Below are 14987 nucleotides of genomic sequence, written 5' to 3'. Positions count from 1 at the left end.
GTACAGTTTTCTTGACATCGCCAAAATCCACCTCAATAATGAACCGTACCGTACAGTTTTAAATCTGGACACGGTCGTTGCCTTCTTCATTCACTTGTCCATTCACTTCTTCCCAATTCAAGGAACGCGATGCGTGCTCTTTCCGATGCTCCCAAGGCCATCACCCTGGCGGTCTGCCTGATCCTGACGGCGTGTGCCAGCACACAGCCGGTGCCGTATGCCGGCATCGCCTCCGCGTCCCAGTTGCGACCGAGCCAGCATGACGACTCCGGCCGCATTCCATTCGAATACAAGGCAAACATCGACTGGCGGCGGTATTCGGATTTCGTCCTCGATCCGGTCGCCATCTACCGCGGCAGCGACGGCCAGTTCGAAGACGTGTCGGAAGACGACAAGGCATTCCTGGCGCGCTACATGCAGAACCAGTTCACCGACAAGCTGAATGCGCGCTTCCGGAACGCTCCTGGCAGAAACGCCAACGCCGTACGGATCAAGCTGACGCTCACCGGCGCCAAGACGAACACCGCCGTTCTCAGCACCTTCTCGCGCTTCGACCTGCTGGGCGGCCCGTACAACGCCGTGCAGGCCATCCGCGGCAAGGAAGGCGCGATGACGGGCTCGGTGAGCTTTGCCGTCGAAATCTACGACGCCTCGACCAACGAACTGCTCGGCGCCTACGTCACCAAGCAGTACCCGAATGCATGGAATCTCAAGGCCGGCATCGGGGCCCGGAGCGCTTCCATCGCAGGCATTGAAAACGGCGCCGACCAGCTGGTCGCGTACCTGCAATGACGACGGCGCTCTGGAGACGGCTGCGCAGGGCCTGCATCAAGTTGCAGTGCGCCTTCGCGCGGGCCCGCCGGTCCAGGCTCGGCATCTTCCACGCGAAATGACTTCCTCCCTCACACACAGCCGGAGCATTCCATGACCTTCCTTCATTTCTTCCGCCTCGCGGGTATCACAGCCGTACTCGCCACGGCCTTCAATGCACAGGCCGACAGCTTCACGTCGTCCGTGGCCTCCAGCGCCGGCTCCGCATCGAGCGGCAGCGTGTCGGCATCGCTGCGCGGTTCGAGCAAGAGTTCGTTCGACGGAGACAAGGTGGCCGAAGGCGACTACCGCATCACCGAAGTCGCGCAAGCCACCGGTCGCGAGGGCTTCACGCGCGTCGCGATGCAGAGCGACAGCGACGCGCAGCAGCGCATCGTGCTCGAACTGCCGCAAGCCACTTTCGCGAAGGAGCGCCTGGGCCTCGGCGACCTCGTGCACGCGCAACAGCGCACCTACGGCACCGCCTTCGCACGTGGCGACACGCGCGAGGCGTTCTACCTCGTGCTCGCCGACGACTGGTACGGGGGGCTCGCCGCGCGCCCCGTGAACCTTTGATCGTCGCCCGCCGTCTGTTGCTGCTGGGGCTCTCGGCCTTCCTCGCCTTGGCGGGTGGCGTTGTGCACGCGGCGTCGTCGCAGTTCTGCGATCGCGCGAAACCGCTCACCGCAAGCCAGCAGGATCGCTTGCTGCGCTTCACCGCCGTCGTGCAGGAAGCGCTTTCGAACACAGGCAGCGACGCCGTGCTGATCAGCCGCTCCGGACTCGATCTCTCGCGCTTTCACATCCGCTACTCCCACGCCGCCATCGCCTGGAAAGCCGCGGACGGCACATGGTCCGCGCGGCAGCTGTACTACGCCTGCGACGAAGGACACCCGCGCCTCTACGACCAGGGCCTGGCCGGTTTCGTCATGGGCATCGACGACTCTGCGCTGGGCTACGTCTCCATCGTTGCCCTGCCCTCCGAAGCGGCACAGGCGCTGCGCGGCGCGGCGCTCGACACGCCGCGCGCCCTGCATCTGCTGGCTGCGCGCTACAGCGCCAATGCCTATCCGTTCAGCCTGCGCTACCAGAACTGCAACCAGTGGGTGATGGAACTGCTCGCCGTGGCGTGGGGCGAGTTGCCCGACGGAGACGACCTGCGCGAGCGCGCCCAGCAATGGTTGCGCGAGGCGCCCTACAAGCCCGAGCCGGTCGATGTCGGCTCGCATGCGCTCGTCTTCGCGTCGAGCTTCGTGCCGCTGCTGCACCTGGACGACCACCCGCAGGACGACATCTATGCACTGAAGCTGCGCGTCAGCCTGCCCTCGACCGTGGAAGCCTTCGTGCGCGAACAACGCCCCGCAAGCGAGCGCATCGAGCTGTGCCACGACAGCAGGCAGGTCGTGGTGCACCGCGGCTGGGAACCCGTCTTCGACGGCTGCCAACCCACCGGCGGCGATCGCGTCGTCCTTCTCGACTGAAACACTCAAGGGCAAACGACAGCAAATGAAGTACCTCTCCAGCTTTGCAGTTGCCCACGCCGCCGTGCTCGCGATGGTGGTCGGCGTCTTTCTGATGGACGGTTGCGCGCACAGGCAACCCGACATGTCCCCGAATGCTCCAGCCGCGCTGGCTTCGACACCGGCAAAGGGCTCCACCCCATGAACGTCCTGCTTCTCAGATCCGGAAGCGGAACGCGCGACGAACTTGGCGGCGTGCTCGGACGATGTGGCCTGGCAGTCGACGTGATCGACTCCCGCGATGCCGACGCGTGGCTCTTCACAGGCAAGCCGTACGCACTGATTCTTCTTGACGCCGCGCAACCGGCCGCCGCGCACGTGGCGATACGCTCCGTTCGCCGCAACAGCAGTGCCCCGCTGCTGGTGCTGACGCAACGAGACCAGGTGGCCGACCGTCTCGAAGGACTGGCGCAGGGCGCGACCGAGTACCTGGTCAAGCCTTGTGCGCCCGCCGATCTGGTGGCGCGCGCCTGGGCGCTGGCGTCAGGCGGTCATGGTCCGGAGGCGGCCGTCCTGCGGCTGGCGGACCTGGCCATCGATCGCGCGAGCGGCAAGGCGTTTCGTCAAGGCGTGGATCTCGGCCTCAGTGCCACGCTGTTCGAGCTTCTGGACGCGCTGATGGCACGCAGGGGCCAGGTGCTGTCGCGCGCCGAGCTGATCAAGGCCGCGTGGGGATCAAGCACCGGCAAGCGGGACAACATGGTCACGGTCGGCATCCTCAGGCTTCGCCAGAAACTGGACGATCCGTTCGACCTGAAGCTGCTCCATACCGTGCGCGGCGAGGGGTACGTGCTGGCGCTGCGCAACGATCACTAGGGGCTGGACGGCCCCCAGTTCTAGGTCGACGTACCGGTTTCCCCGACGAGACGCTGCGCCGTCTCCAGCAGCAGCGGCGCGATGCGCACAACCATCGTGTCCTTGGGCAGAAGATAGGCGGGGCCGCCGCAGCTCACGGAGTAGCGCTCGCCGCGCGGGCCCTCCAGTGCGAAGCCGATGGCGTGGATGTGCGGATTCCATTCACCAAAAGAGCCGCAGTAGCCCAGCCGGTCGTACTCGTCGAGGCTGGCCATCAGGCCAGCCTCGATGGCGCTCCAGCTTTCCCCGCTTTCGGTCCGGATCTGCTCCAGCAGTTCGGCTTTTTCCGGCGCGGGCAGCGCCGCCAGGTAGGCGCGCCCGGCGGCCGAGGTGGCGATGGCCATGCGCGTGCCCACCTCGATGCGCGAGCTGATGACCACGGAACGCGGCCGCAGCGAATCGATGACGAGCATGTCGAGCTCGTCGCGCACGCCCATGTGCACGCTCACGCCGGCCGACTCCGACAGCGCCGCAAGGTGCGGCCGCGCCACCGTGCGCAGGTCGAAATGGCGCAGGTAGCGGCTGCTCATGTCCAGCAGCGCCGGGCCGAGGCTGAAGCGCTCGCTGTCCTGCGACTGTCGCAAATACCCCGCACTCACCAGCGTGGCGGTGAGCCGCGACACCGTGGCCTTGGGGATGCCCGTGGTGTCTGCCAGTTCGCGATTGCCTATCGGTGCCGATGCCATGCCGATGACCCTGAGGAGAGCCAGACCCCTGGCGAGCGCACTTACTTCTTCTTTGCCGCCAATCGCGTCATTCATGTATCCAAACCTTTTTATGTCCCTGATGCTCCTCATTTTTCAGCAAAAAACGGTTGACGCGCCACTTATCGTGAAGTAGCGTTTTTTGGAACAACGTTTCAACTGAAAATCTGCGGGCCGTGACAGGCCCGCTCCCCGGGAGAAAAGCGCTCGATGCGCCTCGGGCTCAGGCGGCTTGCGCGACAGGCTCGCGCGCCATCGCCATCACCTCGTGCGCAGGCAGCGTCTTGAGCCGGTGATCGCTCCAGACCTGGCGCCAGCGGCGCGCGCCCGGCAGGCCGTTGCGCAGGCCCAGCATGTGCCGCGCGATCGACCACCACTGCGTGCCGTGCTCGGCCGCCTCGCGGGCCATGTAGTCGCACATCAGCGACTCGACCTTTTCGCGCGTCAGCGGCTGTGCTTCGGCGCCGAAGAACTCGGCGTCCCATTCGGCCAGCCACCAGGGGTTGTGATACGCCTCGCGCCCGACCATCACGCCGTCGAGCAGACGCAGGTGTTCATGCACCTGTGCATTGATCGAAATGCCGCCGTTGATGGAAAAGCACAGCGCCGGAAACTCGTGCTTCAGCCGGTGCACCAGTTCGTAGCGCAGCGGCGGAATCTCGCGGTTCTGCTTCGGGCTCAGGCCCTGCAGCCACGCATTGCGCGCATGCACGATGAAAGTCTGGCAGCCAGCCTCGCTCACCTGGCCGACGAAGTCGCGCACGAATTCATAGCTCTCGATCTTGTCGATGCCGATGCGATGCTTGACCGTGACGGGCACGCTCACCACGTCGACCATCGCTTTCACGCAGTCGGCCACCAGTTGCGGCTCGTTCATCAGGCAGGCACCGAACGCGCCGCGCTGCACGCGCTCGCTCGGGCAGCCGCAATTGAGGTTGATCTCGTCGTAGCCCCACTCTTCGCCGAGCTTCGCGCAGTGCGCAAGGTCAGCCGGTTCGCTGCCGCCTAGCTGCAGTGCCACCGGATACTCTTCAGCGTTGAAGCGAAGGTGACGGGGCACGTCGCCATGCACCAGCGCGCCGGTCGTCACCATCTCGGTGTAGAGCAGCGCGTGGCGCGACAGCAGACGATGGAAGTACCGGCAATGGCGGTCCGTCCAATCCATCATCGGGGCAACCGATATGGTTTTCTCTTTTAAATTCAATGGCTTAGCGTTGTCACTCATACACTTGGAACCCCGCCAACCGTTCGAAGACCAAGGATCCGACCTCGCTCGCCGGTCCTGTCAGCATCTGCACGGGCATCGGCTACATCAAGCCGGTAGTTTCTCACGCGGCAACGATTCAGGGGATTCGTGCGCAATGTCTCCGACGCGCAAGCTCCGGTCGTGCCTGGCCACTACCGGCCGGTGGACCGGCCGCTGACAAACATCGAGCAGCTGGCCGAGCACCATGGTGTCGCGCACCTCGTGCTGCTGCAATCCAGCGTCTACGACTACGACAACACGGTGATGCTCGAAGCCCTGCGTCAGGGCAACGGCCGGCATCGGGGCGTGGCAGTGCTGGAGTCCGGCACGACCGACGCGCAATGGCATCGATGCATTCCCGCGGCGTGCGAGGCGTGCGATTCAACCTTGTATCGCCGGTTGGCAATAACCGGGACATCGACGCGCACTTTCATGCACTTGCCCCCGCGCATCCAGCCGGTGGGATGGCATGTGCAGTGGTACGCGCGGCCGGAGCATTGGTCCCGGATCACAGACCTGGGGCTCCGACTGGCCGCACACGAGCTTCGCGCCTGACGCCTTGCCGGACTATGCGAGCGTCTGGGAGCCGGTCGCTCGTGTCATCGACGCCGCGCAGCAGGTGCAGATCATGCTTATTTCTCCCGAGGCGCTGTACCGCTGAAGACGGCCCAGGGCATCCATCGCAGTGCGTCGTCCAGGCGAATAGCCCCCTCCCCGACCGACAGCGACTCTCCAGTCAGCAGGTTCTCGAGCATCACTGAGCGAACGCCTGCGGGAAGACACACCGTCGTGCCCTTCCATCTCGTCGCCTCAGGAAGCGCCGGAATCGCATCCTCATCCGCGCTGCGGCGCGAGAGATCGACGAACAACCGCCCCGCCACAACCACGAGCACCTGATCCTCATGCCTGCGCGCAAAGGCCACGACGTGCCTCGACAGCGGCCCCTCGACCGCCAGCGGCTCGTAGCTTCCTTCGCTGAACAGCAAAGGCTGCTCCCGCCGCAACGACAGCAGGCGCCAGATGAACCAGAGCTTGGCGCGGCCGTCATGCGGCGCCTCGACCATCGAACGCACCCGCGCTGCCAGGCCATTCCCTTCCTGGCCAACCATTGCCCGCAGCGCGGCCAGCCGCCGCTGGCGCAGGGCGTAGTCCACCGGGCGCCGGTTGTCCGGATCGACCAGGCTCAGCTCGAGGAGCTCGCTGCCCTGGTAGAGATCGGGCACACCGGGCGAGCCGTATTTCAGCAGCGTGAGCGTGAGGCTGTTCCATGCACCGAACCATGACAGCGTGTCAGCCAGCCGCTGGATGTCCGCAAGGCACGCGCCCTTTTCCGGATCGGCCAGCAGCTCGCGCACGAAACGCTCGAGCGCGGCCTCGTAGTCCGCATCGGGCTGGGACCATCTCGTGCGCAGCTTGGCCTCGCGGGCGGCCTTCTGCATGTATTGCCAGATGCGGTCGCTATAGCCCGGCGCGGTGCCGGCGTCGAGCCCACCCAGAGGCAGGGTGCCGAGCAGCGTCTGGTACAGCAGGTATTCGTCGGCACGCGACGGCGCCTCGCCGCCGGCCAGCTTCTTCCGCGTGCCGCGGCACAGGCCATGCCAGCGCGTCAGCGCCAGCACCCACTCGTTGGGCATTTCGGACAGCACGTCGATCCGGTTGCGAACGTCTTCCGACCGCTTGTTGTCGTGCGTCGAAGTCGCCAGCATGGTGTGGGGCCAGCGCAGCGCGCGGTCGGCGCTCGCCGCGTGGAATGCGTCGACCTCGATGCCGAACAGGTCCGGTTCGCCGCCCACCTCGTTGAGCGAGCTGAGCGGAAAGTAGCGGTAGAAAGCCGTGTCTTCCACGCCCTTCGCCGCCACTGGCGCGCTGAACTGCTGGAAGCGCAGCGCGAAGCGGCGCACCCGTTCGCCCAGCGCCGGCGAAGCGGAGGCAACCGCCTCCCCCCGCAGCGCACACCGCACGAAATCGAAGATCGACCGGTCGGCATCCCCGCTCTGCCGGGCGGCTTCGTCGACGGCCTCGTCGATGAAGCGCCCGTCCTGTTCCGACGGCCGTTCGACGATATAGGTCCGGTAGACCGGCATGCACGCACCGACATCCGCCAGCGCGCGGCGCAGCGCATTGAGCGTGTAGTCGCGCGTGCTGCGGTGGGCCCTTGCGATGCGCAGCAGTTCGGTCGACAGCACGTTCAGCTCCGACGCGAGCGCATTGCGCATCACCTCGCGCCGGCCGGCACGCGACACCGAGGCGAAGTCTTCCATCTCGCCGGTGAAGCGCTGCCACGCGTGCACCACGCTCGCCTCTGCCGCGGTGTCGACCAGCACGCCGTTTGCCACGTTCGCAAAGCGATAGCCGGTGGTGCCGTGCACATGCCAGCTCTCGGGTACTTCCTCGTGCGCGCCGGCGATCTTCTCGGCCACCACGTACAGGGGCCGCGCGGGCCGCCCCTGCGCGTCGTGCGTGGGCAGCACCAGTCCGGCGCGTCGCGCATAGCCTTCCTGCAGTTTGCGGAAGTACTCGGCCGGGTCGTAGAGCCCGTCGGGGTGGTCGATGCGCAGGCCGTCCACCACGCCGGATGCGGCAAGGTCCAGCGCAAAAGACTGCGTGGCCTCGAACACCTCCTCGCGCTCCATGCGCACGGCCGCGAGATCGTTGATGTCGAAGAAGCGCCGGTAGTTGATCTCGTCCGCCGCCACCCGCCAGTGCGCGAGCCGGTACGCCTGCAACTCGATGAGCTTGTGCAGTACGTCGCGCGCTTCCGGCAATGCGAGGTTCAGTTCCGCCACCGACGCCACGAGCGCCTGCGCCACCGCGGGGTGGCGCAGCGCAAGCCGCGCCAGCCGGGCCTTGAGCAATTCCTTGTCGCGCACGCGTTCTGCCTGCTCCTGCGCAGAGGCCGTGCCGCGCCCCGGCAGATGACCGAAAGCCGTCGACAGGCTCGCCAGCCGCCCCGACGCCGCTGCATCGCCCAGCCGCGCCAGCGCCCGTTCGAGCACCATGGGATAGCTCTCGGGCGCCAGCGGAAACCGGTGGTCGTAGTAGCCGATGGCAAAGCTGCCGCTCGCGTCCTCGAAGCGCAGGATCAATTCGCCGTTCTCCAGCGCCTCGCCGTAGTGCACGCCCAGCACGGGCAGCAGCACCTTGCCGGTCAGCTCGACGTTGAGTGGCTGCCAGTCGATGTCGAAGTGCTGCGCGAACAGCGACGCGGGTCCGTTCTCCAGCACGTCCATCCACCACGCGTTGTCGGCGCCGAACACGCCCATGTGGTTGGGCACCATGTCCAGCAGCTGCCCGAGGCCGTTGGCCTTCAGCGCCGCGACGAAGCGCGCAAAGCCTTCTTCGCCACCGAGTTCGGGGTTGATCTCCGCATGCGCCACCACGTCGTAGCCGTGCATGCTGCCCGCGCGGGCGCGCTGGATCGGCGAGCAGTACACATGGCTCACGCCGAGCTTCGCGAGATACGGCAGCACCCGGATCGCGTCGTCGAAGCCGAAGTCCTTGTGGAACTGCAGCCGGTAGGTGGCGCGAGGCACGCGAGTCGTCAGACCCGGCGATGCACTCCGCCCGGCCGATTCCACCTGGCGCGGCCGCGCCGCACGCAGGGCCTCGCTCAGCCCGCGCATGCGCTCGCCGCCGGCCAGCGCCGCCACCGGCTCGGGCAGCTTGCGCCGCCAGTTCGGATGCTCGTCCACCGTGCCGGGCATGTTGGCCTGCGCCACCACTCCCGCCACGTCCTCCAGCTGCACCATCATCAGCGCCGACGGTGCAGCCGCCAGAAAGGCGTGCGCCGCTTCCACGATGCGCGCGGACGGCATTGCGAGCCCGGCCGCCTGCGCCACTTCCTCGCGCGACACCAGGCCCGCCTGCTGCAAGGCCTGCATCAACTCGATGCGCTCCTGCGCCCGGTCCATCAGCTGCTTGTCGAAGATCGCCGGATCGGGAAACAGGCCCAGCGCGAGCCGCTCGCGCAGGTCGTCGGCCGTCCACCAGCCCGCGAAGGTCGCGAGGTCGTGCGTGCTGATCGCGACCAGGGCAGCCGGCGGATAGGCCGCGGGCTGCGTGAAACGGCCGTCGCGCTGCTTCTCGAAGTACAGCAGCCGGTAAGACAGCACGTCGGCCTGCGCCAGCGCATCGCGCACCGCATCTTCGACCGTGCCGAGATCCTCGCCCACGACCATGCAGCGATGGCGGTGGCTCTCGATCGCCACGATGGCGAGCATCTCGTCGAGCGGGTAGTAGACGTACGCACCCTCGCGCGCACCGCGGCCCTGCGGAATCCAGAACAGGCGCATGAGGCCCATCACGTGGTCGATGCGCAGCGCACCGGCGCCGCGCATGCCCGCGCGCAGCGTTTCGATGAAGAAGCGATAGCCATCGGTGCGCAGGCGGTCAGGGCGCAGCGGCGGCAGGCCCCAGCCTTGCCCGGCGGGGTTGAACTCGTCCGGGGGCGCGCCAACGCTGGCGCCTTCCGCAAACACCTGCTGCGCGCCCCAGGTGTCGGAGCCGGCGCGGTCGACCGACACCGCCAGGTCCACGTACAGGCCCACACCCATGCCGAGCGCATCGCAGCGCGCGGCCGCCCGTGCCAGTTGCCGGGTGGCCAGCCACTGGAGGTACTGGTGGAACTGCACGCGCTGCGCGTGCGCCACGGCGAATGCGGTCACCTCGGCGGAATCCGGATTCCTGTAGGCGACCGGCCATGCATGCCAGTCCCACGCGCCGCCTTCTGTTGCAAGAAAGTGCGCCTGCAGTGCTTCGAAAAGAGCGTGCTGCCGCAACGCTTCGCCGCGCTCCGCGACGAAGGCCAGAAACTCCCTGCCCGCCTCGTCGGGCGCACCCTCCGGAGGCAGGTGCCGCGCGCAGAAGTGGCCGAAGAGCATTTCGAGCACTTCGAACTTCGCCGCGGCCACTCCCGCGTAATCCACCAGCTGCGTTGCACGCAGCGCGGCGAGCCGCGCCTGGAAGTCGGGCGAATGCACCCGCTCGCGGGCCGGGTCGCAGTCTGCAAAGCCATCCACCGCTTCCACGTCGATGTAGAGCACGTTGAGCTGCTGGCGCGACGACGGGCTGTACGGGCTCGCATTCGACGGCGTGCTCGCGAACAGCGCGTGTAGTGGGTTCAGGCCGATGATGTCCGCGCCCTGCGCCGCCATGCGCACGGCGAGTGCTTCCAGATCGCTGAAGTCGCCGATGCCCCAGTTCCGTGGCGAGCGCAAGCTGTAGAGCTGCACTGCCGTGCCCCAGACGCGACCGCCATCGCGCACTGCGGGCGGCCGGTAGCAGCGGCCGGGCGTTGCAAGAACCAGCGTCTCGCCACGCAGGCCCTCGACGCGCAACCGGTGATAGCCGGCTTCGAGCGCCAGCGGCATCTGCAGAACGCGCTCGCACAGGCAAATGCCGTCGATGTCGATACGGCCGGTCTCGGGCAACGCCTCGGCATCGGCCTCGCCTTGCAGTTCACGCCCCTGCTCGTCACCGAGCTGCCAGCGCAGCCGCCGCACGGACGCCGGCAGCCGCAACGTCACCGACCACGCAGCGCTGCCGGCCTGCACGACTCGCACCGGCGGCAGCGCCTGCGCCCAGCGCGAGCGGTGTGCGGCCTCCAATGCGCGCCCCGCGTCGGCCGCGCCATCGAGCCGCACGCCGAACTCGGCCAGCAGCGCGATCAGGCTTTCAGCGGAAGCCTCGCGCCGCGCGCCGAAGGCATCGAAATAACCGGTGGCGATGCCGAAGTGCGCGCACAGCCGCTCGAGATCGCCCGTCACAGGGCCGTGGCCTGCTTCATCCGCCATGCAGCGCTTCCAGCGTCACGCGCACTGCGCCGCGCGCCAGGTGCAACGCGCCTTCGCGGTCGGTCGTCGCCCCGTCGCTGTAGACCACCTCGCCGGGCGGCGCCGTAGCGCCCTCCACAGGCTGCGCGCCGAAATGAGCGAGCAGATGCAAGCGCGCCGACGCCATGTCCCACTGCACCTGGAGCATGTCGTTCTCGCACCGGTAGACACCCGCGCCCGCCATGCCGGCGAGCCGCGGCACGATCAGGCGATGACGCAGGTCCAGCAGCTGCTGCACCTCGCTGAGCCTCGAAAAATGCGCGCGCGTCCCGCGCTCGCGCCAGCGCAGCTTCGAAGCCAGGAAGGTCGCCTCGTCATTCGGGTCCGGAATGCGCGCGCGAGCTGCTTCGTCCGCGAACATCGCGAACCCGCCGAACTCCGCGCGCCGCCCTTCGGACACCGCCGCTGCAAGCTCCGGCCCGAAGTCGCAAAAATACTGGAAAGGCGTGGAGGCCGCGAACTCGTCGCCCATGAACAGCATCGGCACGTGCGGCGACAGCAGCAGGCAGGCCAGCGCCGCGCGCACCAGCACCGGATCGCCGAGCGCGTGAATGCGCTCGCCGAAGGCGCGGTTGCCGACCTGGTCGTGCGTCTGCAGGAAGGACACGAACGCCTGCGGCGGCAAGCGCGTGCTCGGCTCGCCGCGCCGCTCGCCATGCCTGAAAGCCGACGGCTGCCCCTGGTAGATGAAGCCCTCGGCCAGCGCGCAAGCGAAGCGGCACACCGGGTCGTCGGCATAGTCGGCGTAGTAGCCATCGCGCTCGCCGGTGGCCAGCACGTGCACCGCGTGGTGCAGGTCGTCGTTCCACTGCGCCGTGCCGGCCACGGGCATGCCGCGGCCGTCGCGCATCAGCATCGAGGCCTGGTTGGCGTCGTTCTCCAGCACCAGGTGAACATGGCGCTCGCGGGCTGGCCCGGCATCGAGCGCCTCGCGGATCTCGTTCACGATGTGCGGCCGCGTCTCGTCGTGAATGGCATGAATCGCATCCATGCGCAGGCCGTCGAAGCGGAACTCCTCCACCCAGTAGAGCGCGTTGTGAATGAAAAAGTCGCGCACCGTGCGCGAGCCGGGCCCGTCGAAGTTGATCGCAGCGCCCCACGGCGTCTGGTGTCCGGGGTTGAAGAACTCGGGGCAGTACGCATGCAGGTAGTTGCCTTCCGGCCCGAAGTGGTTGTAGACCACGTCGATCAGCACCATCAGCCCCAGCGAATGCGCCGTGTCGACCAGCGCCTTGAGTTCGTCGGGCGCGCCGTACGAGGCGTCGGGCGCAAACGGCAGCACGCCGTCGTAGCCCCAGTTGCGCTGCCCCGGAAAGTCTGCGAGCGGCATGAGTTCGATGGCGGTGATGCCGAGCTCGGCAAGTTCGCCCAGCCGTTCGCGCGCGGCGCTGAAGCTCCCCTCTTCGGTGAAGGTGCCGACGTGCAGCTCGTAGACCACCGCCTCTTCCCACGGGCGGCCGCGCCATGCGCCGTCGGTCCACTCGAAGCGCTGCGGGTCGATGACCACGCTCGGGCCGTGCACGTCCTCGGGGTTGAAGCGCGACGCCGGGTCGGGCACGCGCGTGCCGTCGGGCAGCCGGTAGCGGTAGCTGTCGCCATGCCCCACCCCGGGCACGGCCAGGCGATGCCAGCCCTTGCCGTCGCGCGTCATCGGCTGCGACGAGGTTTCGCCAGCCACCGCGTGGTGTTCGAGCATGACGATTTCCGCCGACGGAGCCCAGAGCGCGAAGTCCGCGCCATCGGCATGCACCGTGGCGCCGAACGGCATGCGATGTGTATGAGCGCTCATTGGCGAACCTCCGTGCTTCGCACTGCGGTGCGAGCTTGCTTGGGGCGGCCCGGCGCTGCGCTCATGGCCGCACATCCGGCCGGCTCAGCACAACGAGCGAGCGGCATTGCAGGGGATAGCTGGGCTGCGCCCATGCCGGGGCGAGCGCGGCTGCGTCCTCGGTGGCGAGCGGCGGTGTGCTGCTGGCCGTATCGACCAGCAAACGCCACGCGCCGTGCGGCATCGGCGGCAGCGTGAAGGCGATCTCGTCGTGGTGCGCATTGAGCAGCACGAGAAAGTCGTCGTCGTGCTGCACCTCGCCGCGCGGCCCGCGGTCGGCAATGCCGCCACCGGGGATGTACATCGCAATGCAGCGTGCGTTGGCGTCGTTCCAGTCTTCCGGCCGCATCTCCTGCCCGTCGGGCTTGAGCCAGTGAACGTCGGTCACGGTCTCGCCTTCTGCGGGCCTGCCGGCGAAGAAGGTGCGGCGCCGGAACGAAGGATGCGCACGGCGCAGCGCCACCATGCGCTCGACGAAAGTCGCGAGCGCCAGCCGCTCGGGCGTGGAGGTCCAGTCGATCCAGCCGAGCTCGTTGTCCTGGCAGTAGACGTTGTTGTTGCCCTGCTGCGTGTGGCCGCGCTCGTCGCCCGCAAGCAGCATCGGAACGCCCTGCGACAGCAGCAGCGTGGCCAGCAGGTTGCGCTTCTGGCGTTCGCGCAGCGCCACCACTTCGGGGTCGTCGGTGGGGCCCTCGACACCGCAGTTCCATGAGACGTTGTGGCTGTTGCCGTCGCGGTTGTCCTCGCCGTTGGCTTCGTTGTGCTTGTCGTTGTAGGAGACCAGGTCGTGCAGCGTGAAGCCGTCGTGCGCGGTGATGAAGTTGATGCTGGCGCTGGGCCGCTTGCCCGACCAGCCGTACAGGTCCTCGGAACCGGTGACGCGCTTGGCCACTTCGCCAATGAGCCCGCCGTCGCCTTTCCAGAAGCCGCGCAGGCCGTCGCGGTACTGGTCGTTCCACTCGGCCCAGCCCAGCGGAAAGTTGCCGACCTGATAGCCGCCGTGGCCCAGGTCCCAGGGCTCGGCGATGAGCTTCACGCGGTTGAGCGTCGGGTCCTGGCGGATCGCATCGAAGAAGCCGCCGAGGTTCTCGACCTTGCCGGCCTCGCGTGCCAGCGCTGAGGCCAGGTCGAAGCGGAAGCCGTCGACATGCATCTCCTCGGCCCAGTAGCGCAGCGAGTCCATCACCAGCTGCAGCGCGTGCGGATGCTCCAGGTTCACGGTGTTGCCGCAGCCCGTGAAGTCGTCGTAGTAGCGGCGGTTCTCGGCGTTGGCGATGTAGTACGAGGCGTTGTCCACGCCGCGCATCGACAGCGTGGGCCCGAGCTGGTTGCCTTCGCAGGTGTGGTTGTAGACCACGTCGAGGATCACCTCGATGCCCGCCGAGTGCAGCGTCTTCACCATGGTCTTGAACTCCTTCACCTTGCCCGAGGCGCTGTAGCGCATCTCGGGAGCAAAGTAGGCCAGCGTGTTGTAGCCCCAGTAGTTCTGCAGGCCCTTCTCGGCCAGGTGCCGGTCGTTGAGGAAGCTGTGCACGGGCAGCAGCTCGACCGTGGTCACGCCCAGGCGCTTGAGGTAGTCGACCACCGGCGCGCAGCCGAGTGCGGCATAGGTGCCGCGCAGCCCGGGTGGAACGTCGGGGTGCGTCATGGTGAAGCCGCGCACGTGCATCTCGTAGATCACCATGTCCTGCCACGGCACCGAGGGACGGCGGTCGTCGCCCCAGGTGAAGGCGGTTTCGAGCACGCGGCCCTTGGGCATCAGCGGTGCGCTGTCGCGTCGGTCGAAGGAGAGGTCTTCGCGCTTGCTGCCCACGGTGTAGCCGTAGAGCGCATCGCCCCAGCGCAGGTCGCCCACCAGGTCCTTGGCGTACGGGTCGACAAGCAGCTTGTGGGCGTTGAAGCGATGCCCCTCCTCGGGCTTGTAGGGCCCATGCACGCGGTAGCCGTAGGCCTGCCCGGGGCGCGCCTCGGGCAGGTAGCAGTGCCATACGCCGTCCGTGCGCTCGCGCATCAGGATGCGCTGCAGCTCCTGGCGGCCGCGCTCGTCGAACAGGCACAGCTCGACCTTGTCCGAGTGCTGCGAGAACAAGGCGAAGTTGACGCCCTCCCCGTCCCAGGTCGCACCACGGGGATAGGGCCGGCCGGGCCACACGGCGCTGATCGTCGGATTGGTTTTTCGTGTCATTCGGGTGC

General features: G+C 67.5%; 11 protein-coding genes. 6 read left to right on the top strand and 5 right to left on the bottom strand.

Annotated features, from left to right (window positions below; genetic code table 11):
- The first annotated feature begins 129 nt into the window (after window positions 1–129).
- The 5 genes from AC07O3_RS00775 to AC07O3_RS00755 all read left to right on the top strand — a co-directional run bounded on the left by AC07O3_RS00775 (window position 130) and on the right by AC07O3_RS00755 (window position 3146).
- The gene (locus tag AC07O3_RS00775) at window positions 130–792 is read left to right on the top strand and encodes a DUF3313 domain-containing protein (RefSeq protein ID WP_440534148.1); all 663 of its coding nucleotides are present in this window, start codon (window positions 130–132) and stop codon (window positions 790–792) included.
- 132 nt (window positions 793–924) lie between these two features.
- Complete coding sequence (locus AC07O3_RS00770; protein WP_495338343.1) at window positions 925–1386, top strand: hypothetical protein; 462 nt, start codon at window positions 925–927, stop codon at window positions 1384–1386.
- Window positions 1386–2291 (top strand): DUF2145 domain-containing protein, encoded by a 906-nt coding sequence (locus tag AC07O3_RS00765; RefSeq protein WP_495338684.1) that lies wholly within the window; start codon window positions 1386–1388, stop codon window positions 2289–2291. The genes AC07O3_RS00770 and AC07O3_RS00765 overlap by 1 nt, the downstream gene beginning before the upstream one ends.
- Window positions 2292–2316: 25 nt before the next feature.
- Window positions 2317–2475 carry a hypothetical protein gene (locus AC07O3_RS00760; protein WP_176928735.1) on the top strand — a complete coding sequence of 53 codons (159 nt, stop codon included), beginning with the start codon at window positions 2317–2319 and terminating at the stop codon, window positions 2473–2475.
- Window positions 2472–3146, top strand: coding sequence for a winged helix-turn-helix domain-containing protein (locus AC07O3_RS00755; RefSeq protein ID WP_495338342.1), 675 nt, complete (start codon window positions 2472–2474; stop codon window positions 3144–3146). The genes AC07O3_RS00760 and AC07O3_RS00755 overlap by 4 nt, the downstream gene beginning before the upstream one ends.
- 20 nt (window positions 3147–3166) lie before the next feature.
- On the opposite strand, the gene AC07O3_RS00750 is transcribed toward AC07O3_RS00755, so the two are convergent.
- Together AC07O3_RS00750 and dusA are read right to left on the bottom strand one after the other, a co-directional pair.
- A complete protein-coding gene (locus AC07O3_RS00750; protein WP_093078044.1) occupies window positions 3167–3946 on the bottom strand; it encodes an IclR family transcriptional regulator in 780 nt (259 codons plus the stop codon).
- 166 nt (window positions 3947–4112) lie between these two features.
- Window positions 4113–5114, bottom strand: a complete 1002-nt coding sequence (gene dusA, locus AC07O3_RS00745; RefSeq protein WP_495338341.1) for a tRNA dihydrouridine(20/20a) synthase DusA — start codon at window positions 5112–5114, stop codon at window positions 4113–4115.
- 129 nt (window positions 5115–5243) lie between these two features.
- Between dusA and AC07O3_RS00740 the strand changes: the two genes are divergently transcribed.
- On the top strand, window positions 5244–5690 hold the full coding sequence (locus AC07O3_RS00740) for a hypothetical protein (RefSeq protein WP_495338340.1): 447 nt from the start codon (window positions 5244–5246) through the stop codon (window positions 5688–5690).
- A gap of 77 nt (window positions 5691–5767) precedes the next feature.
- On the opposite strand, the gene AC07O3_RS00735 is transcribed toward AC07O3_RS00740, so the two are convergent.
- From AC07O3_RS00735 to glgX, 3 genes are all read right to left on the bottom strand, one after another.
- Entirely contained in the window at window positions 5768–10927 is a 5160-nt protein-coding gene (locus AC07O3_RS00735; protein ID WP_495338339.1) for a malto-oligosyltrehalose synthase, read from the bottom strand.
- Window positions 10917–12755, bottom strand: coding sequence for a malto-oligosyltrehalose trehalohydrolase (gene treZ / locus AC07O3_RS00730; RefSeq protein WP_495338338.1), 1839 nt, complete (start codon window positions 12753–12755; stop codon window positions 10917–10919). Before treZ ends, AC07O3_RS00735 begins: the two co-directional genes overlap by 11 nt.
- Before the next feature lie 61 nt (window positions 12756–12816).
- Complete coding sequence (glgX, locus tag AC07O3_RS00725) at window positions 12817–14979, bottom strand: glycogen debranching protein GlgX (RefSeq protein WP_093176597.1); 2163 nt, start codon at window positions 14977–14979, stop codon at window positions 12817–12819.
- Window positions 14980–14987 lie beyond the last annotated feature (8 nt).

It is taken from the genome of Variovorax sp. GW821-FHT09D05 (assembly GCF_059416325.1).
Note: the sequence above shows the minus strand (reverse complement) of the source record. Positions and strands in the feature narration are given on the sequence as shown.

Bases quoted from the DNA above. Each gene is read 5' to 3' on its own strand.
- AC07O3_RS00755 (WP_495338342.1), top strand. From the start codon at position 2,472: ATGAACGTCCTGCTTCTCAGATCCGGAAGCGGAACGCGCGACGAACTT.
- glgX (WP_093176597.1), bottom strand. From the start codon at position 14,979: ATGACACGAAAAACCAATCCGACGATCAGCGCCGTGTGGCCCGGCCGG.
- AC07O3_RS00735 (WP_495338339.1), bottom strand. From the start codon at position 10,927: ATGGCGGATGAAGCAGGCCACGGCCCTGTGACGGGCGATCTCGAGCGG.
- AC07O3_RS00750 (WP_093078044.1), bottom strand. From the start codon at position 3,946: ATGAATGACGCGATTGGCGGCAAAGAAGAAGTAAGTGCGCTCGCCAGG.
- AC07O3_RS00770 (WP_495338343.1), top strand. From the start codon at position 925: ATGACCTTCCTTCATTTCTTCCGCCTCGCGGGTATCACAGCCGTACTC.
- AC07O3_RS00775 (WP_440534148.1), top strand. From the start codon at position 130: ATGCGTGCTCTTTCCGATGCTCCCAAGGCCATCACCCTGGCGGTCTGC.
- AC07O3_RS00760 (WP_176928735.1), top strand. From the start codon at position 2,317: ATGAAGTACCTCTCCAGCTTTGCAGTTGCCCACGCCGCCGTGCTCGCG.
- dusA (WP_495338341.1), bottom strand. From the start codon at position 5,114: ATGAGTGACAACGCTAAGCCATTGAATTTAAAAGAGAAAACCATATCG.
- treZ (WP_495338338.1), bottom strand. From the start codon at position 12,755: ATGAGCGCTCATACACATCGCATGCCGTTCGGCGCCACGGTGCATGCC.